This window comes from Microtetraspora malaysiensis, assembly GCF_050947145.1.
In the GTDB taxonomy this organism is placed as follows: Bacteria; Actinomycetota; Actinomycetes; order Streptosporangiales; family Streptosporangiaceae; genus Microtetraspora_A; species Microtetraspora_A malaysiensis.
The window spans coordinates 838,358-864,934 of sequence record NZ_CP191998.1 but is presented as its reverse complement, the minus strand read 5'-3'; the positions used below and the strand labels follow the sequence as shown (position 1 = coordinate 864,934).

The following is a 26,577-nucleotide window of genomic DNA, read 5'->3' as shown; positions in this document are numbered from 1 at the left end:
CGCGCGCTATGCCCGGAGCCGCCGCGCGACCTCGGTGGCCCAGTAGGTCAGGATCATGTCGGCGCCGGCCCTGCGGATCGCGACGAGCGACTCCATGATGGTCCGCTCGCGGTCGATCCAGCCGTTCGCCGCCGCCGCCTCGATCATCGCGTACTCGCCGCTCACCTGGTAGGCCGCCACGGGCACCTCGACCATGTCGCGCACCTGGCGGAGGATGTCCAGGTACGGCAGCGCGGGCTTGACCATCACCGCGTCCGCGCCCTCAGCGAGGTCGAGCCGCACCTCCCGCAGCGCCTCGCCGACCGGCCCGGCCGGGTCCTGCTGGTACGCGCTGCGATCGCCGAACTGCGGCGCGCACTCGGCGGCGTCGCGGAACGGCCCGTAGAACGCGGAGGCGTACTTCGCCGAGTAGGCGAGGATCGGCACGTCGGCGAAGCCCTCGGCGTCGAGCGCCCGCCTGATCGCGCCGACCTGACCGTCCATCATGCCGCTCGGCGCGATCACCCGTGACCCCGCCCGCGCCTGGGCGACGGCCGCGGAGGCGTACCGCTCCAGCGTGGCGTCGTTGTCCACCTCGCCGGAGTCGGTCAGCAGGCCGCAGTGGCCGTGGTCGGTGTACTCATCGAGGCAGGTGTCGGTCATCAGGACCAGCGCGTCGCCGATCTCGGAGGCGAGATCGGCGAGCGCGAGCTGGACGACCCCCTGCGGGTCGTCGGCCGCCGAGCCGCGCGCGTCCTTGTGCAGGGGGATGCCGAACAGGATGACCCCGCCGACGCCCGCCTCCGCCGCCTCGTGAACGGCCTTGCGCAGCGAGTCGCGGGTGTGCTGGACGACCCCCGGCATGGACGCCACCGGCTGGGGGTCGGCGACGCCCTCCTTGACGAACACGGGCAGGATCAGGTCGGCCGGGTGCAGACGCGTCCCGGCGACCAGGCGGCGCATCGAGGCGGTACGGCGCAGCCGACGCGGCCGGGCCGCCGGAAATTCAGCGTTCACGATCGTCTTCTCCACTCGGACTGGACGGACCCGGACCGGCGCCGGCGCGGTCACCGGCGAGGTGACATCACTTGAAGCGCCGGCGCGCCCCTCTGCGGTTCTGTGAGGGCCTGCGCGGCATCTCACCGGCCGAGATGGCCGCGTGCCGCTGCTTGGCACCGTACTCCGCCAGGGCCGCCGCGAGCGCGGAGGCGGACGGCCTGTCGGCCATCACGTCGACCCGCAGCCCGAACTCCTCGGCGGTCTTGGCCGTCTGCGGCCCGATCACGGCGATCACGGTCACGTTGTGCGGCTTGCCGGCGATGCCGACCAGGTTCCGCACCGTGGACGACGAGGTGAACAGCACCGCGTCGAAGCCGCCGCCCTTGATCGCCTCCCGGATCGGGGCCGGCGGCGGCGCCGCGCGCACCGTGCGGTACGCGGTCACGTCGTCGCACTCCCAGCCCAGCTCGGTGAGGCCCGCGACCAGGGTCTCGGTCGCGATGTCCGCCCGGGGCAGCAGGACGCGGTTGATCGGGTCGAGCATCGAGTCGTACGGCGGCCACTCCAGGAGCAGGCCCTCGGACGACTGCTCGCCGGTCGGGACCAGGTCGGGCTTCACGCCGAACTCGACGAGGGCCCGGGACGTCGCGCCGCCGACGGCGGCGACCTTCAGCCCGGCGAACGCCCGCGCGTCCAAGCCGTACTCCTCGAACTTCTCCCGCACCGCCTTGACCGCGTTGGCGCTGGTGAAGGCGACCCACTCGTAGCGGCCGGTGACCAGGCCCTTGATGGCGCGGTCCATCTGCTGCGGCGTCCGGGGCGGCTCGACGGAGATCGTCGGCACCTCCTCCGGCACCGCGCCGTACGAACGGAGTTGCTCGGCCAGGCCCTCGGCCTGCTCCTTGGTGCGCGGCACCAGGACCCGCCAGCCGAACAGCGGCTTGGTCTCGAACCACGACAGGCGGTCGCGCATGCCGACCGCGTCGCCGACGACGATGAGCGCCGGCTCGGTCATGCCCGCGTGCTTGAGGTCGGGGCCGAGGCGGCCGAGCGACGACACGACGGTGAACTGCTCGGTGGTGGTGCCCTCGCTGGTCACCGCGACCGGCGTGGTGTCCGGCTTGCCCGCGGCGATCAGCGCCTTGGCGATCGGCACGGCCTCGGCGACGCCGTTGTAGATCACCAGAGTGCCCTCGCACCCGGCGTGCCGCGCCCAGTCGTCCACCTGGGCGGCGTCGACGATGCGGAACTCGGGGACGGCCACCGCCGGCGGGATGCCCGCGTAGGTAAGCACGGCCGTCGCCGGCGGGACCCCGGGAACGATCTCGAAGTCCACGTCGGCCTTGGCGCAGGCCGCGACCTCCTCCACCACGGAGGAGAAGAACGACGGGTCGCCCGGACACACCCGCACGACCGTCCGTCCGGACTTGGCGTCCTGCAGCGTCTTCAGCGATATCGAGTTCTCCGCGGCGTCCGCGGAGATGTCCACCACTTCGACGCCCTCGCGGCAGTGCCGCAGCAGCGGGGCGTGCGCCTGCTGGTCGAGCACGACAACGTCCGCCCTGCCCAGCAGGTCGGCGCCACGCAATGTGAGCAGGTTCTCGTCACCGGGGCCGGCGCCGACGAAGGCGACGAAACCCGATCGGGGCTCTGAAACGGTATTGGGGCTCAATGGGCCTGCTCCCCCATCAATGTGCCGGCCCCCTCGGCGATCATGGCGGCCGCGAGATCACGGCCGAGGTCCATGGCCGCCAGACGGGGTCCGGAGGTGGACTTGCACACTGACCGCACGCCGTCGATGGCGACGACGGTCGCGGTCAGGTTGAGAATGTGCCCGTCATCCGAGGCGAAAGCACCTACTGGTGCCGCGCAACCGGCTTCGAGGGCGGAAAGCACGGCGCGCTCCGCGGTAACCGCCGTGCGGGTTCGCGGGTCGTCGAGGACGCCCAGCAACTCGATCAGGTCGGCGCGATCGGACGAGCACTCGACCGCGAGCGCCCCCTGGCCGGGCGCCGGCAGCACCTCGTCGACCTCGAAGATCTGCGAGATCTCGCCGTCGCGCCCCAGACGGCGCAGGCCGGCGGTGGCCAGCACGACGGCGTCCAGCTCACCGGCGGCGATCTTGCCGATCCGTGTGGGCGCGTTTCCCCTGATCGGGACGTAGTGGAGATCCGGCCGCAGGGCACGGAGCTGCGCGACACGGCGCGGCGACCCGGTGCCCACCCTGGCGCCGGGCGCCAGGTCGGCCAGCTTGGCGGAACTCACCAGCGCGTCGCGCGGATCCTCGCGCAGCGCCGTGGCGACGAGCGTGATCCGGGGATCGTCGGCCGTCGGGAGGTCCTTGAGCGAGTGGACGGCGAAGTCGATCTCACCGTCGATCAGCTTGTTGCGCAGCTCGCTGACGAACACGCCGGTGCCGCCGAGCTGGGTGAGGTTCGCCCGGGAGACGTCACCGAACGTGGTGATGCCGACGAGTTCCACCGCGCGCCCGGTCAGCTCGGTGAGCCGCTTGGCCACCAGGCCCGACTGGGTCGTGGCCAACTCGCTCTTGCGGGTACCCATCCTCAAAGGAGCGGTCATGACTCGACCTCCATCCGTGACACGGCCTCGGGCTTCAACGGGTCCAGATTGAACAGCTCACGGAGCGCGTCCGCGTACTGGTCGCCGCCGGGCGAGGACGCCAGCCGCTTCACGCGTACGGTCGGCTCGTGGAGCAGCTTGTCCACGACCCGGTTGACGGTCTGCGTGACCTCGTCGCGCAGACGTCCCTCCAGTTCGGGAACGCGGGAGATCAGCCGGCCCATCTCGGCCTCGACCACCTCGGCGGCCTTGCTGCGCAGCGCCACCACCGTGGGCGTCACCCGGGCCGCGCGCGCGGCCTCCAGGTAGGCGGCCACCTCCTCGGTGACGATCGCCTGAACCGCCGCGATGGCCTCGGCCCGGCCGCCGTCGCCGATGTCGTCGGCGACCCCGGCCTGCTGCATGGACTCCAGGTCCACCAGCGTCACGCCGGGCAGCGCCCGTACGTCGGGGTCGACGTCGTGCGGCAGGGCCAGGTCGAGGAGGAACAGGTCGCGGCCGCGGCCCACCACGCCGGCGACCGTGTCCGGGGTGATCAGGCACGTCCCGGCGCCGGTGCAGGAGATGACGAGGTCAGCCTCCGCGATCTCGGCGGCGACGTCGTCCAGGCGCACCGCGCGCCCGGCGACGGACTCGGCCAGCCGTACGGCGCGCTCGTAGGTGCGGTTGGCGATGACGATGTCGGTCACGCCGGAGCGGACCAGGGTGGCCGCCGCCAGCGCGCTCATCGAGCCCGCGCCGACGACCAGTGCCCGCATCCCGGCGATCGGGCCGAGCTCGCGCTCGGCGAGGGTCAGGCCGACGCCGACGAGCGACGCGCCCGCCCGGTCGATGGCGGTGTCGGCGTGCGCGCGCTTGCCGACGCGCAGGGCCTGCTGGAAGAGCTCGTTGAGAATCGAGCCCACGGTGTCCTGGTCCTGGGCCAGCTTGAACGCCACGCGGATCTGGCCGAGGATCTGCCCCTCGCCGACGACCATCGAGTCGAGGCCGCAGGCCACCGAGAACAGGTGGTGCACGGCGCGATCCTCGTACTGCACGTAGAGGTGCGGGGTGAGCTGCTCCTGCGGGATGCCGCAGTGGTTGGCGAGCAGGTCGGTGACGGCCGTCACCGCTCCGTGGAAGCGGTCCACGTCGGCGTAGATCTCGACCCGGTTGCAGGTCGAGACGACCATCACCTCGGACACGGTGGCCTCGTCGCGCACGTCGAGGAGCAGCTTGACGAGGGCGTCCCCGCTCACGGAGACGCGTTCGAGGAGGGCCACCGGAGCCGTGCGGTGGCTGAGGCCGACGACGAGGATGCTCATTGGCTCACCTCGCCCAGCGCCGCCCCGCGCTCACTCACTACGACCACCTCATCGGGCCACTCATCGCCCATCATGGGCCCTCCACTCGCCTTACGCTGCTCGTGGAACGCAAGAATCTGCAGTTCAATGGACAAATCGACTTTACGGACATCAACGTCATCCGGCACCGTCAGCACCACGGGGGCGAAGTTCAAAATACTGGTGACCCCTGCGGCGATGACGCGGTCACAGACCTGCTGCGCCGCCGTCGCCGGCGTCGCGATCACCACGATGGACACCCCGCGCTTCCTGATCACTGACTCCAGGCCGTCGGCATGTTCCACCACGAGCCCGGCGATGCGCTCACCTACCACCGCGGGGTCGGCGTCGAAGAGGCCCGCGACCCGGAAGCCGCGGGACACGAACCCCCCATAGTTCGCGAGCGCTCGCCCGAGGTTACCCACCCCCACGATGGCGACGGCCCAATCCTGGGTGAGACCTAGCTCACGGGAGATCTGGTAGATCAGGTACTGGACGTCGTATCCGACCCCGCGCGTGCCGTACGAGCCGAGGTGGGAGAGGTCCTTGCGGAGCTTCGCCGAGTTCACCCCGGCCGCGACCGCCAGGTCCTCCGAGCTCACCGTGGCGGTGCCGCGCTCGGCGAGCCCGTTCAACGCACGCAGATAGAGCGGCAGTCTCGCGACCGTCGCATCGGGAATGCCACGCTCACGCGCTTGAGGGATACGGCGGGTCACTTGCCGGTGCTCCAGGGGGACGGACTGCCGGAGGACGCCCCCCGGCCGTACGAGCGGATGTAACCGATTTCGCGTTCCTACAGGTTAGTGCCTTTGTGAAGAGATGCACAAAGTCGGTGTCCCGTTCACTGTCCCAAAGCAGGTGTGCGGTCTCCAACTCGCCCTGAGGTCGCCTCTGCCCCGCGCACGCACCGCGCCGTCGCCGGGCGCGGCACGGCGGCGGCACGGCATGGGCTCGGCGTGGGCACAGCATCGCGAAAGGACCGCGGGGAGCGCCCAATAGGCTGGCCGCATGGCACCCCGCGAGCATCGGATCACTCTCCTCGGCAAACCCGGCTGTCACCTCTGCGACGACGCGCGCACCGTCATCGAGCGCGTGGCCGCGGAACTCGGCGTGCCGTGGGAGGAGCGGGACATCACCGCCTCCGAGGAGGATTACGCCAAGTACTGGGAGATGATCCCGGTCACCCTGGTCGACGGGGTCCAGCACGACTTCTGGCGGGTGGACGAGGCCCGCCTGCGCGCGGCGCTGACCGCCTGACGTCGCGCCTTCGGGACGAGGGGATCCGGGCGCGTCCCGAAGGTGAGTACCGACAGCCGCTCCCCCGCCTACCTGAACGCGGTCGGGAGAGGAACCACCTTGGCGGCGTTCACGCTCAGCTCGATGACGTTGGCGGCCAGGACCAGCGCGGTGCGCTCGGTGGCGAACCGCTCCATGTGCGGCTGGCGCTGGTGCTCGGTGTATCCCACCTCGTCACGGTAGAGCTCGTACACGATGCGCTGGAGCGGCGCCGACTTCACGTTGTGGCAGACGAAGACGAGCGTGTCCGGCTCGTTGCGCAGCACGGCCTCGACCGTCTCCTCGGCGAGCTTGTCGAACGCGTCACCCGCCCCGTCCATGAGCGTGAACACGGTGAGCAGGCCGTAGATGTTGGGCGACGGCCGGACCGAGCCGCCCTGTCCCCGGGAGGTGGCGGCCGCGCCGGCGAAGCCGGCCGCCATGCCGGCCGCCGGGTCCGCGCCGGGGAGCATCGTGCCGGTGGCGGGCATGGTGTACTCGGGGCGGCCACCCTGCGGCCGGCCGTGCTCCGAGGGGCCCGGCGGCATGGTGTACTCCGGCCCGCCCTGGGGCGCCGGGCGGTCGGCCTCCGCCGCCTGGGGAGGCATCGTGTACTCCCGTCCGCGCGCGCCGCCGTACGCGTCCTGCCCGGCCGGAGGGCCGGCGGGCCGGGCGGCGAACCCGTCCGACGGCTGCATGCGCGCCGCGTAGTCGACGTCGCCCTGCTCGCCCGCGCGATACTCGGCGACGAGATCCCCGAGCCCGGAGCGTCGCGGAGGAGCCGACGCCGACGGCTCGGCCCGGTTTTCGGCCCGGCTTTCGGCCCCGCGCGCGCCCCGCCGCGACCAGCCGTCCTCCGGCTGCTCGGCCCCGGCGTCTTCTTCCTCGTCCTCGTACGGCGCGAGCGGCCGGGCGAGAGCGAACCAGACGCCTCCGACGGTGGCGGCCATCGCGGCGACCACGACGATCCCGGGGAGCGTGAACTCCAGCGCGGCGGAGACGGCGATGCCGCCCGGCGCGAGCGCGACCGTCGCGTTCATGTTGTCGAGGTCGTAGTCGTCGCCGTTGCGCCCGCGCAGCACCGCGATCACGAGCCAGATCACCAGCATCCCGAGGACGCCGATGTGGACGGCGCGCAGAAGCCACTCAGGCCAGATGTCCCAGAAGACATCGGCCGCCGGGAACTCCTTCGTGAACGTCTGGGTGACCGGGTCGATCACCATGATGACCGCGCCCAGGCCCGTCAACGCGCCGCCGAAGAGCCATGCGGCGAAACGGGGGAACGGCTTCCTGGCGATGAGCTGGGCGATGCCGACGGCGAGCCAGAGCGGGGCGACGAGCGATCCGGTGATCTGGAACAACCGGAAGATCACGACCCCGTACCCGAGCAACTGGCCTACGGCGATCAATCCCAGCGAGAGGCACATCGCCCCCGTGGTGACACCCCACGCGACCAGCCATCCCGACGGCTTCTCGCGGATACGACCGACGACGACGCCGGTGGTGATGGCGGCGAGAACGGCGCCGGCGAACGCGATGACAGCGACAAGGACTTCCATGGTGGACCATATGCTGCCGGACTTCGCGCGCCGACTGGTAGCCGATGGATCGCCCCGTTACGCGAAGTGATTACGGTTAGCGGCGGATTGTGTTATCTCGCGATGATTTCTAGAGTGTTCGAGCACGCCGACTCCCCTCCCCCAATGGGATAACCGGATGCCGACATCGTGGCCGTTCGCCGGGCTCTCCCCTCCAGCCGCTGGAGTGGTGCGGCAGGCGCCCCCCGCCGCCCCCGCGGCGGCGCAGCTCGAACACGACGAGATGCGCACGCTGGTCCTGCGCGCCAAGACCGGCGACACCGAGGCGTTCGGTGTGCTCTACGACCGTTACGTCGACCTCGTCTACCGCTACGTCTTCTTCCGGGTGGGCTCGCACGCGCTCGCCGAGGACCTGACGAGCGACACCTTCCTGCGCGCCCTGCGCGGCATCGCCGACTTCACCTGGCAGGGGCGCGACTTCGGCGCCTGGCTGGTCACCATCGCCAGGAACCTGGTCACCGACCACTTCAAGTCCGGACGGAGCCGGCTCGAAGTCTGTACGGCCGAAATCCTGGACACCCCCCTCGACGGCCAGCACATCCCGGAGAACGCCGTCGTCGCCAGCATGGTGAACGAGCACGTGCTCCGGGCGATCAAACGACTCAATCCCGAGCAGCAGGAGTGCGTCGTGCTGCGCTTCCTGCACGGCATGTCACTTGCGGAGACCGCCATGATCATGGGCAAGCAGAGCGGCGCGATCAAGGCGCTCCAGTTCCGCGCGATCAAGGCGCTGGCCCGCGCGCTCCCCAAAGATCTCGGTTAGCTCACGTGCCGTAACCCTGGCCCGGTCACCTCGTTGGGCAGGGCACAGGCGTGGATCGGCAACGGGGGACCTCGGGAGCGTTCATGGGCTGGTGGCGGCCGGGGCGCCGGCGACGGGCCAGGCGGACGGGGCGTGCCGCCGACCGGGTCGCCGCGCGGATCGCCGACGCCGGCTCACGGGCCGGCGACGGCCCCCGCCCCGACTTCCGCGCCCGCCTCCGCGCGGACCTGATGAAGGCGCACGCCGCCGAGCGCGGGCCCGTCGCCGAGCCCCCCGCCGAGCGGCCCGAGCCGCGCCGCCGCCCCTCCCTCCTCGTACGGCTCCGCCCGCTCGCGGTGTTCGCCGTGCTCCTGGGCGTGATGTTCGCCACCGGCGCCCGCGCGTACGACTCGGTGCCCGGGGACCTGCTCTACCCGCTGAAGCGGGCGGCGGAGGCGACCGTGCTGCGGCTGGCGGTGAGCGACGCCGAGCTGGCCAGGCGGGAGATGACGGCCGCGCGGCAGCGGGCGGCGGAGGCGGCGACACTGGCCGGCGCGGAGGGACCCGACCGGGACCGGCTCATCACCCAGGCCCTCGACGACATGGCGCGTACGACCCGGTCCGCGCTCGGCCGGGTCAAGCCGCGCGGCGACAAGCCCGACAAGGAGGTGGGGCGGTTCGCCCGCGAGCAGCGGACGATGGTGGAGCCGCTGCTCCCGAAGCTCGATCAGCAGAACCGCGACAAGGCGACCAAATACCTCACCTATATCGACACCTTCAGCACTCCCGTCCAGTGATACCGGTCGTGTGGAATCACCATGGAATACGGTCACTCGGTGCTAACACCGCGTACACCGTCATCCGGCATCCGGCCGGTTAAGCTGAGGCCCTATGAGGCGGCTAATGCGACGACGGGAAGCGGCGGAGATCGCGGGCGAGGTGGCGGCCGCGGCGGTGGTCCCCCCTCCGAGCGTTGAGCCGGACCCGACGGCGGCGGCGTTCTTCGACGTGGACAACACGATGATGCGCGGCGCCTCGATCTACCACTTCGCGCGCGGCCTGGCCGCGCGCGGTCTGTTCACCACGAACGACCTGGTGCGGTTCGCCCTCGGCCAGGCCTGGTTCCGGGTGCGGGGCAACGAGAACCCCGACCACATCGCCAAGGCGAAGGAGACGGCGCTGGCCTTCGTCGCCGGTCTCAAGGTCGACGAGGTGGTACACCTCGGCGAGGAGATCTACGACGAGGTCATGTCCGACCGCATCTGGGCCGGGACCCGCGCGCTGGCGCAGGCCCACCTGGATCTGGGCCAGCGGGTGTGGCTGGTCACCGCGACCCCGGTCGAGCTGGCCCGGGTGATCGCCCAGCGGCTCGGCCTGACCGGCGCGCTCGGCACGGTGGCCGAGACGGCGGACGGCGTCTACACCGGCAGGCTCGTCGGCGACCTGCTGCACGGCCCGGCCAAGGCGGAGGCGATTCGGGCGCTGGCCCGCAGGGAGGGCCTCGACCTGTCCCACTGCTCGGCCTACAGCGACTCGGCCAACGACCTGCCCATGCTGTCGCTGGTCGGCAGCCCCTGCGCGGTCAACCCCGACAGCGAACTGCGCGAGCACGCGAAGGAGAACGGCTGGCGGATCCGCGACTTCCGCACCGGGCGGAAGGCGACGCTGATCGGCCTGCCGATCGCCGCGACGGCGGGCGCGGTGGCGGGGGGCATCGCGGCCGGCATCGCGCTGCGCAAGCACTACCGCTCGTCCTGACCGTCGTTCAGGGGCGAAGAGTCACCAGGACGCGAGCCGGGCGGTCCGGTCGAGGAAGTCGTCCAGCACCTCGTTGACGACGTCCGGCCGCTCGAACCCGATCATGTGACCGGCGCCGGGGACGATCGTCAGCCGCGCGCCGGGCAGCGACTCGGCGATCCTGCGGCTGTGCGAGGGAGGGGTGACGCGGTCGTCCTCCCCGACCATGACGAGCGTCTCGATCGGACGGAGCGCCGCGAGCGCGGCCAGCTTGTCGTGGACGCGGAGGCCGCGGAAGAAGCCGACCATCACCTCGGTCGGCGTCGCCACCGCGATGTCGGTGACGAACCGCACGTGGTCGGGGCGCGCGCCGCCGCCGAACGCCATGAACCGCGCGACCGGCGTGTGGGCGCGGGACTTCAGCGCCACGCTGCGGTCGATCCAGTCCGCGCGGGCGAGCATGCCGTCGAACACGATCGGGGTGATCAGCCCGGCGATCCGTCCCACCGGCCAGGGAAGGCCGAACGCGTGCCGGGACAGGCCCCCGGACGACGTGCTCAGCAGGGCGACACCCTTCACCCGGGAGGCGAGCAGCTCCGGATGCCGGGCGGCGAACGCCATGATGCTCATGCCGCCCATCGAGTGGCCGACCAGCACCACCGGCACCCCTTCGGGTACGGCCTGCTCGATGACCGCCGCCAGGTCGTCGCCCAGCCGGTCGATCGTGCAGTCGTCGATCGGCCCGGCGGAGGAGGCGCCGTGCCCGCGCTGGTCGTAGAAGACGAGCGTGGCCGGACGGCCGGCCACGGCCTCGCGCTGGAGGTGCCAGCAGTGGCGGTTCATCATCCAGCCGTGCGCGAACACCACGGCCACCTCGGGGTCTGGATGCTCGTCGACGTCGACGGCGAGGTGCACACCATCATCGGTGATCACGGTCATCGGCTTACCCACGAGGCAGCCGAGCCGGGAGTCGTCCACCACGTCCGGTACGATCTCCGCCCGCCGCCGGACGACTCCGGCGGCGTACCCCAGTGCCATACCGGCGAGCAGTACTTTCCGTTTTATCCCGCTTTGGTGCATGATGTGCTCCTCTTGGTGAGGAACACCATAGCGACCGGTAGCTGGCATTGTTAGCCCCATAGACCCATAAGCCCGGGTAAAAATCGCCAGATCAGAGGCCCGAGGCGTCAGCCGGAGCCATCTGCCGGGAGGCCGGAGGCGCGGAACAAAGTGACGTTCGCGGTGTAGGTGGTGTCGCGGTCCCCTTGCGGAATGTACGTCAGCGCGAGGGCCTGGCGGCTCGCCCTCATCGTGAAGTCGCCCTCCTGGCTGCACCTGGCGCCTTCGGTGATGGTCTCGTGCAGGGTGAACTGCCCGTCCGGGGCGCGGCCGGTCAGTGCGAGATCCCCGCTGCACCCCAGGTCCGGATATCTGACGGCCGCCGTGCGGAAACCGGTCCGGATGGTCACGATCATGGGCCTGGTCTTGCCGTTGCTCTGCGCCAGCGCCCCCTTCCACACGCCCTCGAAGGCACGGGAGAAGCGGTACGTCGCCGGGTCCGCGGCCACGGATGCCTTCGCTGCCGCGGGAGTGGGGGGGACAGGGCCGCCGGTGACGCTCGCGGCCTGCCCGGTCCCGGCGGGCCCCCTCGTGAACCAGAAGGCGGCTCCCGCCGCGAGCGCGAGAACGGCGGCGCCGCCGGCGAGGGCGTATCCCCGGTTGACCCGACCCGCCCGTTGCCTTCGCCTGGCAGGACGCTCGGCGGAGCGTGACGCGTCCCGCGGCGCGGAGGCGGAGGCAGCCGTAGACTCGGCCGACCCGAGCAGCCGCATCAGCACTTCCTGCATGGCCGGACGCTCCGCCGGCTCCTTGGCCAGGCACCGGCGCACCAGGGAGCGCAACGGCTCCGGCACCCCGTCGATCTCGGGCTCGGCGTTGATCACCCGGTAGAGGGCCGCGGGAGCCGAGTCGGCCGCGAAGGGCGAGCGCCCCGTGGCGGCGAACGCGACCACCGCTCCCCAGGCGAAGACATCGGCCGAGGGACCGATCGGTGCCCCGGAGATCTGCTCGGGCGCCATGTACGCCGGAGTTCCGATGACCTGGCTGCTGACCGTGGCCGTCGCGTCGAGGGCTCGGGCGATCCCGAAGTCGATCACTCGTGGGCCGTCCTGGCTGAGCAGCACGTTTCCGGGCTTGAAGTCCCGATGCACCAACCCCGTCTCGTGGATGGCCGTGAGAGCGGTGGCGGTCCCGACGGCGAGCCGGTGCAGGGCCGCCCCGCTTCGCGGGCCGTTCCGGTTCACGTCGTCCTGGAGGGACGGGCCGTCCACGAACTCGGTGACGATGTACGGCGGGTTCGACCAGAGGTCCGCGGTGAGGAACTGGGCGGTACAGAAGGAGGCCACCCGCTGCGCGACGGTCACCTCCCGGGCGAAGCGCTCGCGGGTCGTGTCATCGTGGGCGATCTCCGGCCGGAGGATCTTGACCGCCACGGCGGCCCCTCCGCCGTCCGTCCCGAGATAGACGATGCCCTGCCCTCCGGCCCCGAGGCGCCGGATCAGCCGGTAGGGACCGATGGACGGGGGATCGCCTGGCTGCAGACCACCTGATGCCGTCATCCGTACGCCCCCGTCGAATGGCGGTGCTGGAATGGGGAAAACCTCGCGAAGCGCCGACGCTTCCCGATCCACACTAGGGCAGCGCGTGATCCGCTGTCATGTCAGAAGAGCGACGGGAAGGCGGGGCCACGGCGCAGCCGCAGCGCGTCGACCCGGCTCTGGATCGCCTCGCGCACCTGGTCGGTGAGGTTGAAGACCAGCATGGGGTCATCGGCGTCGATGGGGTCGTAGTCGTCCGTCATGATCGGCTCGCCGAACTCGATCAGCCACTTGGACGGCAGCGGCACCAGCCCGAGCGGCCCGAGCCACGGGAAGAACGGCGTGATCGGCAGGTACGGCAGGCCGAGCAGCCGGGCCAGCGCGGGAACATCGCCGATCTTGGGATAGATCTCCTCGGCGCCGACGATCGCGCACGGGATGATCGGCACGCCGGCCCGGATCGCCGACGCGGCGAAGCCGCCCCTGCCGAACCGCTGCAGCTTGTACCGATCGGAGAACGGCTTGCCGACGCCCTTGAACCCCTCGGGGAAGACGCCGACCAGCTCGCCCTTGCGCAGCAGACGGTCGGCGTCCTCGGGGCAGGCGAGCGTGTGACCGTTCTTGCGGGCCAGATGGGCGAGGACGGGGAGCTGGTAGACGAGGTCGGCCCCGAGCAGCCGGACCGGCCGGTGCGCCTCATCGTGCAGCGCGACCTGCAGCATCAGCGCGTCGACCGGCAGCGTCCCCGAGTGGTTCGCGACGACCAGCGCCCCTGACTCGGCGGGAACGTTCTGGAGGCCGCTGGTCTCGACCCGGAACCAGTGCCGGTAGAACGGCCGGAGCAGTTCGAGCAGGACCTTGTCATTGAGCTCGGGGTCGAACCCGAACTCGTCCACCTCGTACTCGCCGGTGAGGCGGCGGCGCAGGAAGGCCAGCAGCTCGGCGAGCCGCTCCTCTCCGGGCCGTTCCCGTGCGTCCCCGGGAACGCCGGGTGAGCCCTCCTCGGAGGTACGCGTCACGTCACACACGCCTTACTGGTCGTCCTTGTACGGAGCCGGCCGCCCCGGCGCGAAATCGGACAGCCGGTCGGCCAGCGCGGCGGTGAGCCCGCCGGAGCCGCCGCGCGAACGGAGGAAGTCCTCGAAGGCCGCGGCCGTGCCGAACTTGGGCTGCCATCCGAGCTCTCGGACGAGCCGCCCGCAGTCCACGACCCGGCCGTGGCACATCAGCGCGAGCTGCTCGGGTGAGAAGTCCACCCGGCCCGCGGCTCGCGCCGCCTCTCCCAGGAGGCGGAAGAGCGGCGACGGAACGGGCAGCGAGAACCGCCCCGCCCGCCGCAGGCACTGCGACAGCAGGAGCACGCCGTCGCCGGCCACGTTGAATGTGCCGGGGTGGTCCTCAAGGGCCATCCGGCGCAGCACCTCGACCCCGTCGTCCTCATGGATGAACTGCAACCGGGGGTCGAAGCCGAGCACGGTCGGCGGGACCGGCTGCGTGAAGTACCGGGTGAGGGGCGTGTCCACCCCGGGTCCCATGAAGTCGGCGAAACGCAGCGTCGAGGTGACCACGTCGGGACGCCGCCTGGCGAGGCCCCGGACGTAGCCCTCGACGTCGCCGGCGTCCTTGGCGTACCCCGAGGGCGGCGCCTCGACGGGCTCGCCGTCCTCGGTGAAGACGGCGGGGTCGTTCGGCGCCGAGCCGTAGACGGCGGTCGTGGACCGCACCACCACCCTGCGCACAGTCGTCGAGCGCTGACACGCGCCGAGCAGCTGCATCGTGCCGATGACGTTGTGCTCTTTCGCGGCGGAACGGCCCCGCGAGGAGTCGCTCATCAGGCTCACGTGCACGACGACGTCGACGTCCGCCGCCGCGATGACCTGCGCGATATCGGGACTGCGCAGATCGACGCGGACGAACTCGGTGCGACCGGCATGGCAGCCGCCGTCTCGGGCCGCCGACGGAGGTGGAACCGTGTCCACCCCGATGACCCGACCGACGCCCGGTTCGGCGGCGAGCGCGCTCGCCACCCGTGCTCCGATGTGGCGCGAGACCCCGGTGACCAGCACGGTGTGGGTCATCGTCGCCTCACTGGGGGACTGGTGGGGGAATAACGGTTCACGGTCGCCCGGCCCCGCGGGACCGGTGCGCGCTCCGTACTTCTACTACTTCTTGTTACGCCGCTGGATGCGGGTCTTCTTGAGCAGCTTGCGGTGCTTCTTCTTGGCCATGCGCTTGCGGCGCTTCTTGATCACAGAGCCCACGGGACCCCCAGGTGAAGGTAGAGAATGCCAGACCGGTGCGCGAGCGCACACCGGCACAACAGACTACCGGCGATCCACGGTCGATCGCCCCCTGGGGGATACCGCGTGGCCGATGCCGGATCCCGCGCCTGGTCAGCGCGGGTCCGCACCGCCTCGGCGTGTCATCCAGCCTCGATGAACGCCTCTCTGAGATAGTCGTGTACCGCCTGTTCGGGCACCCTGAAGGATCGGCCGACACGGATGGCCGGCAGCTCACCTGAGTGGACGAGCCGGTACACCGTCATCTTGGACACTCGCATGACCGTGGCGACTTCCGCCACCGTCAGGAACTTCACCTCGCTGAGAGGTCTTTCGCCTGCACCCATCGGACGCCTCTTCCGCACGTGTTTCCGGGTTATCCCCACTGGTGCCATCGCTCACGCACGTGTACTTCCGTCAGCGTAAGTCGGGACTGCGAGAAGGCAAACCCCCCATTTCATCAGTCACCGCGACCCTATGCCGCCAATATGGAGAAAGTGGCTGGTAGCGGACGGCGAAATGCCCCTGGCCCCGACCGCGGAACGAGCCAACTTCTCTCCCACAAGAGTCGCCCCGGCACACGAAAGAGTCGGCAAAGGTGGGGCAGAGCGCGACAAAGGGGGGTGCGAAATACGCGAAACGGACGGTCCGCAGCGCGATCAGAGGTGAGACGCGATCCTGGCCACGAGGTAGTCCGTCAGCGGACCGTAATATCTCGGCAACACATTGTCGTCGAGCGGCACCGCGACGGCGATCTTCCCCTCCGCCTGGCCGATGAAGAGGGCGGGGTCGTTGCTGTCCGCGAAGCCCACCGTCTCGACGCCCGCCTCGCCCGCGGCGCCCGCCCAGCCGTGATCGGCGATCACGAAGTCGGGCCGCGCCTCGGCCAGGATGGCGCGCATCGGGTCGGGGTCGTGCGTGTGCACCAGGGCGGCGCCGTCGTCCAGCATCGCGACGTCGTCGAGATAGCGGATCCGCCGTACGCGTCCGAGCCCGTTCCCCATGTAGCTCCACCTCTCGGCCGGAGTGAGGAGGGTGGCGCCGTGGGAGCGGGCGAACCGGGCGAGGGCGAGATGGATCGTGAGCAGGCCCGTGGGGTGGCCGGTGGCGATGACGATACGGGGGTTCCCCCTGGCCAGCACCTGGCCGACGCGGTCGCCCATCGCCTCGATCGCGTCGATGGTGAGGTCGGGGTCGATGGTGTCCTGGCCCTCCCGGTGCTCCGGGTCGGCCGCGACGCCCACCGACTTGGCCATCTGCTCCAGCACGTCCCGGAAGGTCCACTCGCCGGAGAACGAGAGGCCGAACGTGTAGCGGGGGTCGCGGTTGGCCAGGGAGCGGTAGTTGTCGAGGTTGTTCTCGCGCGGCGTGGCGACGTCGCCCGCGATACGCGTCCTGATCAGGTGGTCACGGAGATCGGTGCGGGAGGGAGCGTTCACAGCTGCCACAGCGCTCCTGGCGCGGCCGAGATTCCCGTCATGGCAGAGGATCCAGTCCGTGGAGAGGGAAGACGGCCTTCCTTGTGGCCACAATGGCCCGGTCGATCGCATCGGCCGGATCGTAGCCGTCGCGGAAGTCGGAGTATGCCGGGTGGCGGCCGTCCGTCATCGACAGCGGGGGCACCTCGCCGGTCCGCTCGGTGACCAGGGTCCGCCAGCTCGCGGGTGTCGGCGTGGACGGCTCGACAGGGTGCCCGGACGCCTCCGCGATCAGGTGGGTCCACGCGCGCGGCACCACCTGGACCAGCTCGTATCCCCCGCCGCCGGTGACGACCCACCGGCCGCCCGCCGTCTCGTGCGCGAGCCGGTGCAGCGCGGCGTAGGCCGTGCGCTGGCCGTCCAGGCTGAGCATGAGGTTGGCCAGCGGGTCGAGGGCGTGGCTGTCGCATCCGTGCTGGGTGACGAGGATCTCGGGGCCGAACTCGCGCAGCAGCGGCGGCACGACCGCGTGGAAGGCGCGCAGCCAGCCGGCGTCCCCGCACCCCGCCGGCAGCGCCACGTTGACCGCGCTGCCGTCCGCCCCGGTCTCGCCCGGGAAGCCGGTGCCGGGGAAGAGTGTGCGCGGGCTCTCGTGCAGGCTGATCGTGAGCACCCGGGGGTCGTCGTAGAACGCGGCCTGCACGCCGTCGCCGTGGTGGACGTCCACGTCCACGTACGCCACCCGCTCCGCTCCCTGGGAGAGCAGCCAGGCGATCGCGACGGCGGGGTCGTTGTAGACGCAGAACCCGCTGGCCATGCCCGCCATCGCGTGGTGCAGGCCGCCGGCGACGTTGACGGCGTGTGCCGACTCTCCCGCCCACACCGACCTCGCGGCCTCGATCGACGCCCCCGTGATCAGTGCGGACGCCTCGTGAACCCCGGTGAACGCGGGATTGTCGGCCGTGCCGAGTCCGCAGCCGAGATCGGGTCGGCCGGTCTTCGACACCGCCTTGACCGCCTCGATGTAGTCGCGGCGGTGGACCAGCGCGATCTCGTCGTCGCTCGCCGGGGCGCATCCGGCCACCTCGACGCGGTCGAGCACACCGAGGTCGCGGGCGAGCGCCATGGTCAGCTCCACCCGTACGGGGGCGAGCGGATGGCCGGGGCCGAAGTCGTACGACGTCAGCGCGTCGTCCCAGAGCACGCGGACGGAGCCGCATCCTTGCCCGCCAGTACTCTCGATCATGCCGCCGCCTCCTCGCCGCACGATCGTGACGCTACCGTACGGGCCCGGCCGTGACTCCGCCCCCTCGTGACATACGCCACTCATACCGAGCTGTCCGGAAATATAGGCAAAAAGCGGCGGCGCCGCGGAAGGCCGGCCTCCTCCCCCAGCGCCTATGAGCGGACGGTCTCCCCGACCGGAGCGGCGCGACGGAGGCCCCGGATCGCGGGGATGCCGAGCAGGAAGGCGATGCCGACCAGCCCGACCACGAAGCCGGCCGCCAGCACGTTCTCCGTGCCGAGCCGTTCCGCCGCCGGACCCGCCAGCGCCTGACCCAGCGGAAGGCTCAGCACCGACCCCGCCACCTCGTACGCCGTCACCCGGTTCAGCACGTCCTGGCTGACCTGGGTCTGCACGCTGGTCGCCCACATCACCGACCAGAACCCCCACACCGATCCGGTGACCGCGAACGCCGCCGCGAGCACCGGCAGTGGCATGTGCAGGGCGAGGGAGAGCGGCTCGAAGAAGTACAGCGTCATCGCGATCGCCCCGGCCATCAGCGGACGCGACGGCCGGAACCAGACGGCGACGAGGCCGCCGACGACCGTTCCCGCCCCGGCCGCCGACATGATCCAGCCGTACGCGCCGCGACCGTGACCCTCCGTGATCAGCGCCGCGCCCAGGGGGATGAGCGGGCCGAAGACGAGCACGCCGTAGACCGACCAGATGATGATGACGCTCCACATCCAGGTGCGGGAGCGGAACTCGTCCCACCCCTCGCGCAGGTTGCGCAGCATCGACGAGCCCGGCTCCGTGCTGGGCAGCGGCCGTACGCGCATGAGCAGCAGGCAGGCGGCGCTCACCGCGAACGTCGCCGCGTCCACGACGAAGACCAGCCCGGCGCCGCCGAGGCCGACGAGGACGCCCGCCAGCGCGGGGCCGAGCAACTGGGCGATCGCGTCGGCCACACGCAGCGTGGCGTTGGCACGTTGCAGGTCCGACGCCACGTGCGGGACCATGCTGCTCACGCCCGGCTGGAACATCGCGGCGGCGGCGCCGCTGATCGCCGACAGGGCCACGATCTGCCACAGCCGCGGCGTCCCGGCCGCGAAGGCCGCGGCCATCACCGACTGGCTGACCAGCCGCACCAGGTCGGCGGCGATCATCATCCGCCGGGCGGTGAACCGGTCGGCGAAGACGCCGCCGAAGAGGATCAGCGCGGCGAACGGCGCCATCCACGACGCGAGCACGAACCCGACGCCGGACGGGCCGTACCCCGCGCCGAGCACGGCCAGCGAGATCGCGACGGGCAGCATGGTGTCGCCGAGCATCGACACCGCGCGCCCAGTGAAGTAGAACCCGAAATCAGGTGTCCAGAGCGGTCGCCGCCCCACCTCCGCCACCGCCGGTACGGCTCCCGCCACGTCGACCTCACCGCTCACGCCCCGATGCCAGCAGCGGAATCATGCCGCCCAGACCGGAAGGTTTCCTAATGGTTTTCGCGGCGTGTTGCCGATGGGGGCCGTCACGACCTGTGCGGGATCAGCCGGAGGCGAGCTGACGACTGCGGTCCCTGGCCGCCTCGATGGCGTCGAGGAAGGCGGCCCGGACCTTGTGGCGTTCGAGCTCGGCGATGGCGGCGATGGTCGTCCCGCCCGGCGACGTGACCGCCTCGCGCAGAATCACCGGGTGCTCCCCCGAGTCGCGCAGCATGATCGCGGCGCCGACGATCGACTGGGTGACCATGTCGAGGGCGGCGGCGCGCGGCATGCCGAGCAGGATCCCGGCGTCCACCATGGCCTCGACCAGATAGAAGAAGTAGGCCGGGCCGCTGCCCGACAGCGCGGTCGCGGCGTCCTGCTGCGACTCGGGGATGCGCAGGACCTTGCCGACCGGCTTGAGCAGTGCCTCCGTGCGCTCCAGGTGGCGCTCGCCGGCGTGCGCTCCGGGCGAGATGACGCTCATCGCCTCGTCGACCAGGACCGGCGTGTTGGACATGACGCGGACCACCGGCACCGCCTCGCCCAGCCTGGACTCCACGAAGGCCGTGGTGATCCCCGCCGCCACCGTGATCACCAGTCGGTCGGCGGGGACGTACGGGGCGATCTCGGCGAGCAGGGTCCCCATGTCCTGCGGCTTGACCGCGAGGATGATCGTCTCAGCGGCCTTGGCCGCCTCGGCGTTGGAGACGACGCGCACGCCGTAACTCTCGCGCAGCGCCGCCGCCCGGTCCTCGCGCCGCGCGGTCGCCATGATCTCGTTCGGCGGCAGCCCGGCCCGAACCAGCCCGGAGAGCAGCGCCTCGCCCATCTTGCCGGTGCCGAGAATCGCGATCATGACCATTCCTCGCTGGTAGGGACATCCGCCCGCAGCTTACCGACGACGACGGCGCGCCCGGCGCGCGCAGGTCACGGCGTACGGCGGCGCAGCGTGGCCGCGCCGAGGACGAGCGCCAGGACCGCGCACCCGGCCACGATCAGGATGTCGCGGACCAGCACGCCGGTGACATCGCCGGTCCGCGCGACCTCCTGCATCGCCTCCACCGCGTACGAGAGCGGCATGACGTCAGAGAGCCGCTCCAGCCAGGACGCCATGGCGTCGCGGGGGACGACGAGCCCGCACAGCAGCGCCTGCGGCAGCACGACCGCGGGCATGAACTGCACCGCCTGGAACTCGGTGCGGGCGAAGGCGCTGAAGAACAGGCCGAGCGCCATGCCCAGCAATGAGTCGAGCACGGCCACCAGGACCAGCAGCCACACGGAGCCGGCGACCTCCAGGCCGAGCCAGGTCAGGGAGATGGCGAGCACCACCGCGACCTGGGCCGCGGCCACCGCCCCGAACGCGAGGGCGTAGCCGAGCAGTAGGTCGAAGCGGCCGAGCGGCCCCGCCATCAGCCGTTCGAGCGTGCCGGTCGCCCTCTCACGCTGGGTCGTGATCGAGGTGACCATGAACATCACGATGAACGGGAAGATGCCGAGCAGCGTCGGCCCCAGCCGGTCGAACGACGCCGGGTCGTCGATGACGTACCTGAGCAGGATCATCAGCACGCTCGGCACGCCGACCAGCAGCGCGAGCGTGCGGCGGTCGTGGCGGAGCTGGGCGAGGATCCGGCCCGCCGTGGCGAGGGTGATCGTCAAGCTCATCGGACGCGCTCCGCCTTCTCCTTGACGAGACGCAGGAACGCCTCTTCCAAATCCGTGGTCCCGGCGCGCTCGCGCAGCCCGTCGGGGCTTCCGTCGGCGAGGATCTCGCCCTCCCGCATGATGATCAGCCGCTGGCATCGGGCCGCTTCGTCCATGACGTGACTGGAGACGACCAGGGTCACACCGCGCTCCGCGAGGCTCTGGAAGAGCCGCCAGAGGTCCTGGCGCAGCACGGGGTCGAGGCCGACGGTCGGCTCGTCGAGCACCAGCAGCTCGGGCGATCCGAGCAGCGCGACGGCCAGGCTGGCCCGGCCGAGCTGGCCGCCGGAGAGCGAGCCGGCGAGCTGCCTGCCCGCGCCGGCGAGGCCGACCTCCTCCAGCACGCGCTCGGCGTCGTCCTTGCCCGCCCCGAGGACCGCCGCGAAGTAGCGCAGGTTCTCCAGCACCGTCAGATCCCGATATATGGCGGCACTCTGCGTCGAGTAACCGATCTTTCGGCGGAGAGCGGGGCTGCCTGCCGGCTCGCCGAGCACCGTCACCTCGCCGCTCGTGACGATCTGCACGCCGACGATCGAGCGGATCAGCGTCGTCTTCCCGCATCCGCTGGGCCCGAGCAGGCCGGTCACCTGCCCGCGCGGCACCTCGAAGGTGAGGCCGTGCAGGACCTCGGCCCCGCCCCGTGCGACCCGTAGGTCCCGTACGGCGATCGCCGGTCCAGATAAATTCATCATGCGTTGAAATTAGACCTCTGTCGCGGGGACCGTCAACAGGGGTTCGAACCGACCGGACGGCCACCTCGTTTAATGAGATATGCGAAGGTTCTTGGCGATAACGCTCCTGCTCATGGCGGCGGCGTGCGGGCAACCGCCGTCCACATCGTCTTCACCGTCCGCACCGCCGCCCGGGGGGAACGACGCAGGTCAGCCGACCAGCGCGCCGGCGGGCACAGAACCCGGGCACGGGAGCCCCGCGCCGCAGACACCCGTGGGGCACACGCTCAACCCCCGGAAGATCGCGTGGACCAGCGTGACGCCGTCCGCGGATGGCCGGTCGCTCGCGGTCGTCTGGTGGTCGGGCGTCGCCCCGTGCACCGTGCTCGACCGGGTCGAGGTGGAGGAGAGCGCCACGCGGGTCACGGTCACCCTCTACGAGGGCCGCGACCCGCGCCACCCCGACACCGCCTGCATCGCCATCGCGCTGGAGAAGACGACCACGGTGCGGCTCGCCGCCCCGCTCGACGGCCGCGAGGTGGTCGACGGCGCCAAATGATGAACCGGCCGGAAGACCGCTCCGTCAATACGGTCATGCGTACGATTCGACGAACCGCGGCGATGGCCGCGACCCTCCTGATCGCGATCGGCGGAACGGCCTCGACCTCTGTGGCGTCCGCGTCCATCGGCCCCGCCTCCGGCACACCCTCGGCCGACGCCCCGGCCCCGGTGAAGCCCAAGGGCGGCACCGTCGACCCGCGCAAGGTCAGATGGACGTCCGCCAAGCCGATCCGGAACGGCAGATATCTGCGGGTCACCTGGTGGTCCGGCGTCGAGCCCTGCACGGTGCTCGACCGGGTGCGCGTCAAGGAGACCAGGAAGAAGGTCACGGTCACCCTCTACGAGGGCCGGGGCAAGGACGCGCAGATGTGCGTGATGATCGCCGTCCGGAAGAGCACGATCGTGAAGCTCAGGGCCCCGCTCGGCGACCGCAAGGTGGTCGACGGCGCGGTGCGCTGACCGCACGGCCCACGCCCTCGACGGATCGGAGCGGATTCGGGCGTTCCGCCCGCGCACCATGGGGTTGAGTCCACTAGGCTCAAGTCGTTTGACAAAGCTTGTTGGGCGACCCAATATTGAGTCGTACCGACTCAACTTTGACCACAAGGACGAACTCATGGCACGTGCGGTAGGTATCGACCTTGGGACGACCAACTCCGTCGTCTCGATCCTTGAGGGCGGTGAGCCCACCGTCATCGCGAACGCGCAGGGCTCTCGGACCACCCCGTCCGTGGTCGCCTTCGCGAAGAACGGCGAAGTGCTGGTCGGCGAGGTCGCCAAGCGTCAGGCCGTGACCAACGTCGACCGGACGATCCGCTCGGTCAAGCGAGAGATGGGCACCGACTGGTCCGTCGAGATCGACGGCAAGAAGTTCACTCCCCAGCAGATCAGCGCCTTCGTCCTGCAGAAGCTCAAGCAGGACGCCGAGGCCTACCTGGGTGAGAAGATCACCGACGCGGTGATCACCGTCCCCGCGTACTTCAACGACGCCCAGCGGCAGGCCACCAAGGAGGCCGGCACCATCGCGGGCCTCAATGTGCTGCGCATCATCAACGAGCCGACCTCGGCCGCCCTGGCCTACGGCCTCGACAAGGAGAAGGACCAGACCATCCTGGTCTTCGACCTCGGCGGCGGCACCTTCGACGTGTCCCTGCTCGACGTCGGCCAGGAGGACGGCCACGGCTTCGTCGAGGTCCGCGCCACCAGCGGTGACAACCACCTCGGCGGCGACGACTGGGACCAGCGCGTCGTCGACGAGCTGGTGACCCGCTTCAAGAACGCGCACGGCGTCGACCTGTCCAAGGACAAGATGGCCCTCCAGCGTCTGCGTGAGGCCGCGGAGAAGGCCAAGATCGAGCTGTCCAGCCAGACTGAGACGACGATCAACCTGCCCTACATCACCGCTTCGGCCGAGGGTCCGCTGCACCTCGAGGAGAAGCTGACCCGCGCCGAGTTCCAGCGGGTCACCGCCGACCTGCTCGAGCGCTGCAAGCACCCGTTCCACCAGGTCATCAAGGACGCCGGCATCAAGGTCTCCGACATCGCCCACGTGGTGCTCGTCGGCGGCTCGACCCGCATGCCCGCCGTGACCGACCTGGTCAAGGAGCTGACCGGCGGCCAGGAGCCGAACAAGGGCGTCAACCCGGACGAGGTCGTGGCGATCGGCGCCGCGCTCCAGGCCGGCGTGCTCAAGGGCGAGGTCAAGGACGTCCTACTGCTCGACGTGACCCCGCTGAGCCTGGGCATCGAGACCAAGGGCGGCATCTTCACCAAGATCATCGAGCGGAACACCACGATCCCGACCAAGCGGTCGGAGGTGTTCACCACCGCCGAGGACAACCAGCCGTCGGTGCAGATCCAGGTCTACCAGGGCGAGCGCGAAATCGCGGCGTACAACAAGAAGCTGGCCACGTTCGAGCTGACCGGCATCGCCCCGGCCCCGCGCGGCGTCCCGCAGATCGAGGTCACCTTCGACATCGACGCGAACGGCATCGTCAACGTCGGCGCCAAGGACCTCGGCACCGGCAAGGAGCAGTCGATGACGATCACCGGCGGCTCCGCGCTCGGCAAGGACGACATCGAGCGCATGATGCGCGAGGCGGACTCGTACGCCGAAGAGGACAAGAAGCGCCGTGAGGAGGCCGAGGTCCGCAACAACGCGGACGCCCTGGTCTACCAGACGGAGAAGTTCCTGCACGACAACGACGACAAGGTCCCGGCCGACGTCAAGACCGAGGTCAACGACGCGCTCGCCGAGCTGAAGAAGACCCTTGAGGGCACCGACTCGGCCGCGATCCGCGCCGCAGCCGAGAAGCTCGCGACCGTCAGCCAGAAGATGGGGTCGGCGATCTACGCCCAGTCCCAGGCCACGCCCGGCGCCGACGGCGCGGCGGCCTCCGGTGACGGCCAGGCGAAGGCCGACGAGGACGTCGTCGAGGCCGAGATCGTGGACGACGAGCCGAAGCGGGAGGGCGGCAACAAGTGACCGCGCGCGAGAACGGTTCCGAGCAGGAGCCGGTGATCCGCGACCACCGCAAGATCGACCCGGAGACGGGGACGGCGCGCGCCGGAGAGCCCTCCGGCGCGGCCGCCCCGGACGGGGCGGGGCAGGACGGAGCTCCCATGGCGGAGGAGGCGCCGGCCGCGGCGGGCGGCGACAACGGTGCGGACCTGCTCGCGGAGCGCACCGCCGACCTGCAGCGGCTGCACGCCGAGTACGCCAATTACCGCAGGCGGGTGGACCGGGACCGGTCCGCCGTCCGAGAGCAGGCCGTGGGCGGTGCCCTCACCGAGCTGCTGCCCGTGCTCGACGACATCGGCCGGGCCCGCGACCACGGCGAGCTCACCGGCGGGTTCGCCAAGGTGAGCGAGTTGCTGGAGGCGACCCTCGGCAAGCTCGGCCTGGTGCGGTACGGCGCGAAGGGCGACCCGTTCGACCCGAACGTGCACGAGGCGCTCCTGCACAGCTACTCCGCCGACGTCTCCGAGCCGACATGCGTGGAGATCCTGCAGCCCGGCTATCGCATGGGCGAGCAGATCCTGCGCCCGGCCCGGGTCGCCGTCGCGGAGCCGGACGAGACCGCCGCGGCCGAAGCGGCGGGCGCCGCCGACTCTGGCGACTCCGCGGATTCCGGTGAATCCAACCAAAACTGAAACCCATGGTTTCTCTCCCGATCCGGCAGGATCGGGAGAGAAACCGAGACACACCCCCTTGCGCGGAGGAAAGCGATAGATGAGCACCAAGGACTACCTGGAGAAGGACTATTACGCCGTCCTTGGTGTGCCCAAGTCCGCCACCGCCGCCGAGATCAAGACGGCGTACCGGAAGCTGGCCAGGCAGTACCACCCGGACGCCAACAAGGGCAACACCGAGACCGAGGAGAAGTTCAAGGAGGTCTCCGAGGCCTACGACGTGCTCTCCGACGTCAAGCGCCGTAAGGAGTACGACGAGGCGCGCACCCTCTTCGGGTCCGGGCTCGGCGGATACGCCGGCACGGGCGCGTCGCGGGGCGGCGGCTTCAACTTCGACTTCGGCGACCTGTTCTCCGGCACCGGGCAGAGCGGCAATGCGGGGGACCGCATCGGCGACCTGTTCGGCGGCCTGTTCAACCGGGGCGGTCGCTCCACGGCGACCGGCGCCACCCGGCCGCGCCGCGGACAGGACATCGAGTCCGAGGTCACGATGTCGTTCGGCGAGGCCGTCGAAGGCACCACGGTCTCGCTGCGGCTGACCAGCTCGTCCGCCTGCGGGGCGTGCAGCGGCACTGGCGCCAAGGCCGGCACCACGCCGCGCGTCTGCCCGACCTGCGAGGGCACCGGCGCGGCCAGCCGCAACCTGGGGAACTTCGCCTTCTCCGAGCCGTGCCGCGACTGCCGCGGCCGGGGTCTCATCGTGGACGACCCGTGCCCGGTCTGCGAGGGCAGCGGCCGGGGCAAGAGCACCCGCACGATCCAGGCCCGCATCCCGGCGGGGGTCGCCGACGGCCAGCGCATCCGGCTCAAGGCCAAGGGCGCGCCCGGCGAGAACGGCGGTCCCGCCGGCGACCTCTACGTCCAGGTCCACGTCAAGCCGCACCCGGTGTTCGGCCGTACGGGGGAGAACCTCACCGTGATCGTGCCGGTCACGTTCCCCGAGGCGGCGCTCGGCGCCGAGATCAAGGTGCCCACGCTGAAGGGCATGCCGGTCACCCTGCGCATCCCGGAGGGCACGCCCAACGGGCGCACGTTCCGCGTGCGCGGCCGGGGAGCACCCCGCAAGGACGGCACCAAGGGCGACCTGCTCGTCACTGTGCAGGTGACGGTGCCGCCGCACCTCGATGACAAGGCGCGGGCAGCTTTGGAGGAGTTCCGCGACGCCACCGAGGGCATCGACCTGAGAGAAGAGCTGATCAAGCAGGCCAGAAGCGAGTGAG

The 26,577-nt window shown here is 70.8% G+C and carries 27 protein-coding genes; 9 read left to right on the top strand and 18 right to left on the bottom strand.

Annotated elements, in window-relative coordinates:
• Positions 1-6: 6 nt before the first annotated feature.
• From hemB to ACQP1V_RS04255, 5 genes are all read right to left on the bottom strand, one after another.
• Positions 7-996, bottom strand: coding sequence for a porphobilinogen synthase (gene hemB / locus ACQP1V_RS04275; protein WP_433418953.1), 990 nt, complete (start codon positions 994-996; stop codon positions 7-9).
• A 67-nt stretch (positions 997-1,063) separates the two neighbouring features.
• The gene (locus ACQP1V_RS04270; RefSeq protein ID WP_433418950.1) at positions 1,064-2,650 is read right to left on the bottom strand and encodes a uroporphyrinogen-III synthase; all 1,587 of its coding nucleotides are present in this window, start codon (positions 2,648-2,650) and stop codon (positions 1,064-1,066) included.
• Positions 2,647-3,558, bottom strand: coding sequence for a hydroxymethylbilane synthase (hemC, locus tag ACQP1V_RS04265; protein ID WP_433418947.1), 912 nt, complete (start codon positions 3,556-3,558; stop codon positions 2,647-2,649). The genes ACQP1V_RS04270 and hemC overlap by 4 nt, the downstream gene beginning before the upstream one ends.
• Positions 3,555-4,862 carry a glutamyl-tRNA reductase gene (locus tag ACQP1V_RS04260; protein WP_433418944.1) on the bottom strand — a complete coding sequence of 436 codons (1,308 nt, stop codon included), beginning with the start codon at positions 4,860-4,862 and terminating at the stop codon, positions 3,555-3,557. The genes hemC and ACQP1V_RS04260 overlap by 4 nt, the downstream gene beginning before the upstream one ends.
• A complete protein-coding gene (locus tag ACQP1V_RS04255; RefSeq protein WP_433418941.1) occupies positions 4,859-5,596 on the bottom strand; it encodes a redox-sensing transcriptional repressor Rex in 738 nt (245 codons plus the stop codon). The genes ACQP1V_RS04260 and ACQP1V_RS04255 overlap by 4 nt, the downstream gene beginning before the upstream one ends.
• Positions 5,597-5,888: 292 nt before the next feature.
• On the opposite strand from ACQP1V_RS04255, the gene ACQP1V_RS04250 reads away from it, so the two are divergent.
• Entirely contained in the window at positions 5,889-6,137 is a 249-nt protein-coding gene (locus ACQP1V_RS04250; RefSeq protein WP_433418939.1) for a glutaredoxin family protein, read from the top strand.
• Between the two features lie 68 nt (positions 6,138-6,205).
• Here ACQP1V_RS04250 and ACQP1V_RS04245 read toward each other — a convergent pair whose 3' ends face one another.
• Positions 6,206-7,714, bottom strand: a complete 1,509-nt coding sequence (locus ACQP1V_RS04245; RefSeq protein ID WP_433418936.1) for an antibiotic biosynthesis monooxygenase — start codon at positions 7,712-7,714, stop codon at positions 6,206-6,208.
• Between the two features lie 157 nt (positions 7,715-7,871).
• On the opposite strand from ACQP1V_RS04245, the gene ACQP1V_RS04240 reads away from it, so the two are divergent.
• The 3 genes from ACQP1V_RS04240 to ACQP1V_RS04230 all read left to right on the top strand — a co-directional run bounded on the left by ACQP1V_RS04240 (position 7,872) and on the right by ACQP1V_RS04230 (position 10,253).
• Positions 7,872-8,516, top strand: a complete 645-nt coding sequence (locus ACQP1V_RS04240) for a sigma-70 family RNA polymerase sigma factor (RefSeq protein WP_387412304.1) — start codon at positions 7,872-7,874, stop codon at positions 8,514-8,516.
• 83 nt (positions 8,517-8,599) lie between these two features.
• Positions 8,600-9,292, top strand: coding sequence for a DUF5667 domain-containing protein (locus ACQP1V_RS04235; protein ID WP_433418933.1), 693 nt, complete (start codon positions 8,600-8,602; stop codon positions 9,290-9,292).
• Positions 9,293-9,386: 94 nt separating this feature from the next.
• Complete coding sequence (locus ACQP1V_RS04230; RefSeq protein ID WP_387412307.1) at positions 9,387-10,253, top strand: HAD family hydrolase; 867 nt, start codon at positions 9,387-9,389, stop codon at positions 10,251-10,253.
• A gap of 21 nt (positions 10,254-10,274) precedes the next feature.
• On the opposite strand, the gene ACQP1V_RS04225 is transcribed toward ACQP1V_RS04230, so the two are convergent.
• The 12 genes from ACQP1V_RS04225 to ACQP1V_RS04170 all read right to left on the bottom strand — a co-directional run bounded on the left by ACQP1V_RS04225 (position 10,275) and on the right by ACQP1V_RS04170 (position 21,625).
• Positions 10,275-11,312, bottom strand: coding sequence for an alpha/beta fold hydrolase (locus ACQP1V_RS04225; RefSeq protein ID WP_433418930.1), 1,038 nt, complete (start codon positions 11,310-11,312; stop codon positions 10,275-10,277).
• Positions 11,313-11,419: 107 nt separating this feature from the next.
• Positions 11,420-12,850 carry a serine/threonine-protein kinase gene (locus ACQP1V_RS04220; RefSeq protein ID WP_433418927.1) on the bottom strand — a complete coding sequence of 477 codons (1,431 nt, stop codon included), beginning with the start codon at positions 12,848-12,850 and terminating at the stop codon, positions 11,420-11,422.
• A gap of 101 nt (positions 12,851-12,951) precedes the next feature.
• Positions 12,952-13,848, bottom strand: coding sequence for a lysophospholipid acyltransferase family protein (locus tag ACQP1V_RS04215; RefSeq protein WP_433418924.1), 897 nt, complete (start codon positions 13,846-13,848; stop codon positions 12,952-12,954).
• A gap of 12 nt (positions 13,849-13,860) precedes the next feature.
• Entirely contained in the window at positions 13,861-14,907 is a 1,047-nt protein-coding gene (locus tag ACQP1V_RS04210) for an NAD-dependent epimerase/dehydratase family protein (RefSeq protein WP_433418921.1), read from the bottom strand.
• Positions 14,908-14,991: 84 nt separating this feature from the next.
• Positions 14,992-15,090, bottom strand: coding sequence for a 30S ribosomal protein bS22 (locus ACQP1V_RS04205; RefSeq protein WP_018654693.1), 99 nt, complete (start codon positions 15,088-15,090; stop codon positions 14,992-14,994).
• 161 nt (positions 15,091-15,251) lie between these two features.
• A complete protein-coding gene (locus tag ACQP1V_RS04200) occupies positions 15,252-15,455 on the bottom strand; it encodes a helix-turn-helix domain-containing protein (protein ID WP_067136656.1) in 204 nt (67 codons plus the stop codon).
• 312 nt (positions 15,456-15,767) lie between these two features.
• Complete coding sequence (locus tag ACQP1V_RS04195; RefSeq protein ID WP_433425755.1) at positions 15,768-16,547, bottom strand: phosphatase; 780 nt, start codon at positions 16,545-16,547, stop codon at positions 15,768-15,770.
• A 37-nt stretch (positions 16,548-16,584) separates the two neighbouring features.
• Positions 16,585-17,772 carry an acetoin utilization protein AcuC gene (locus ACQP1V_RS04190; RefSeq protein WP_433418919.1) on the bottom strand — a complete coding sequence of 396 codons (1,188 nt, stop codon included), beginning with the start codon at positions 17,770-17,772 and terminating at the stop codon, positions 16,585-16,587.
• A 152-nt stretch (positions 17,773-17,924) separates the two neighbouring features.
• Positions 17,925-19,193: an MFS transporter gene (locus ACQP1V_RS04185; protein ID WP_433418916.1), complete on the bottom strand. Its 1,269-nt coding sequence runs from the start codon at positions 19,191-19,193 to the stop codon at positions 17,925-17,927.
• Between the two features lie 100 nt (positions 19,194-19,293).
• Positions 19,294-20,088 (bottom strand): pyrroline-5-carboxylate reductase, encoded by a 795-nt coding sequence (gene proC, locus ACQP1V_RS04180; protein ID WP_084259187.1) that lies wholly within the window; start codon positions 20,086-20,088, stop codon positions 19,294-19,296.
• Between the two features lie 71 nt (positions 20,089-20,159).
• Positions 20,160-20,894, bottom strand: a complete 735-nt coding sequence (locus ACQP1V_RS04175) for an ABC transporter permease (protein ID WP_387412318.1) — start codon at positions 20,892-20,894, stop codon at positions 20,160-20,162.
• A complete protein-coding gene (locus ACQP1V_RS04170; protein ID WP_433418913.1) occupies positions 20,891-21,625 on the bottom strand; it encodes an ABC transporter ATP-binding protein in 735 nt (244 codons plus the stop codon). The genes ACQP1V_RS04175 and ACQP1V_RS04170 overlap by 4 nt, the downstream gene beginning before the upstream one ends.
• A 253-nt stretch (positions 21,626-21,878) precedes the next feature.
• Here ACQP1V_RS04170 and ACQP1V_RS04165 point away from each other — a divergent pair, with 253 nt between their 5' ends.
• The 5 genes from ACQP1V_RS04165 to dnaJ all read left to right on the top strand — a co-directional run bounded on the left by ACQP1V_RS04165 (position 21,879) and on the right by dnaJ (position 26,576).
• Positions 21,879-22,163 carry a hypothetical protein gene (locus ACQP1V_RS04165; protein WP_387412321.1) on the top strand — a complete coding sequence of 95 codons (285 nt, stop codon included), beginning with the start codon at positions 21,879-21,881 and terminating at the stop codon, positions 22,161-22,163.
• A 35-nt stretch (positions 22,164-22,198) separates the two neighbouring features.
• On the top strand, positions 22,199-22,624 hold the full coding sequence (locus ACQP1V_RS04160; protein WP_433418912.1) for a hypothetical protein: 426 nt from the start codon (positions 22,199-22,201) through the stop codon (positions 22,622-22,624).
• 157 nt (positions 22,625-22,781) lie between these two features.
• Complete coding sequence (gene dnaK / locus ACQP1V_RS04155) at positions 22,782-24,650, top strand: molecular chaperone DnaK (protein ID WP_387412324.1); 1,869 nt, start codon at positions 22,782-22,784, stop codon at positions 24,648-24,650.
• Entirely contained in the window at positions 24,647-25,318 is a 672-nt protein-coding gene (gene grpE, locus ACQP1V_RS04150) for a nucleotide exchange factor GrpE (protein WP_433418909.1), read from the top strand. Before dnaK ends, grpE begins: the two co-directional genes overlap by 4 nt.
• 79 nt (positions 25,319-25,397) lie before the next feature.
• Positions 25,398-26,576 carry a molecular chaperone DnaJ gene (dnaJ, locus tag ACQP1V_RS04145; protein ID WP_067136642.1) on the top strand — a complete coding sequence of 393 codons (1,179 nt, stop codon included), beginning with the start codon at positions 25,398-25,400 and terminating at the stop codon, positions 26,574-26,576.
• Position 26,577 lies beyond the last annotated feature (1 nt).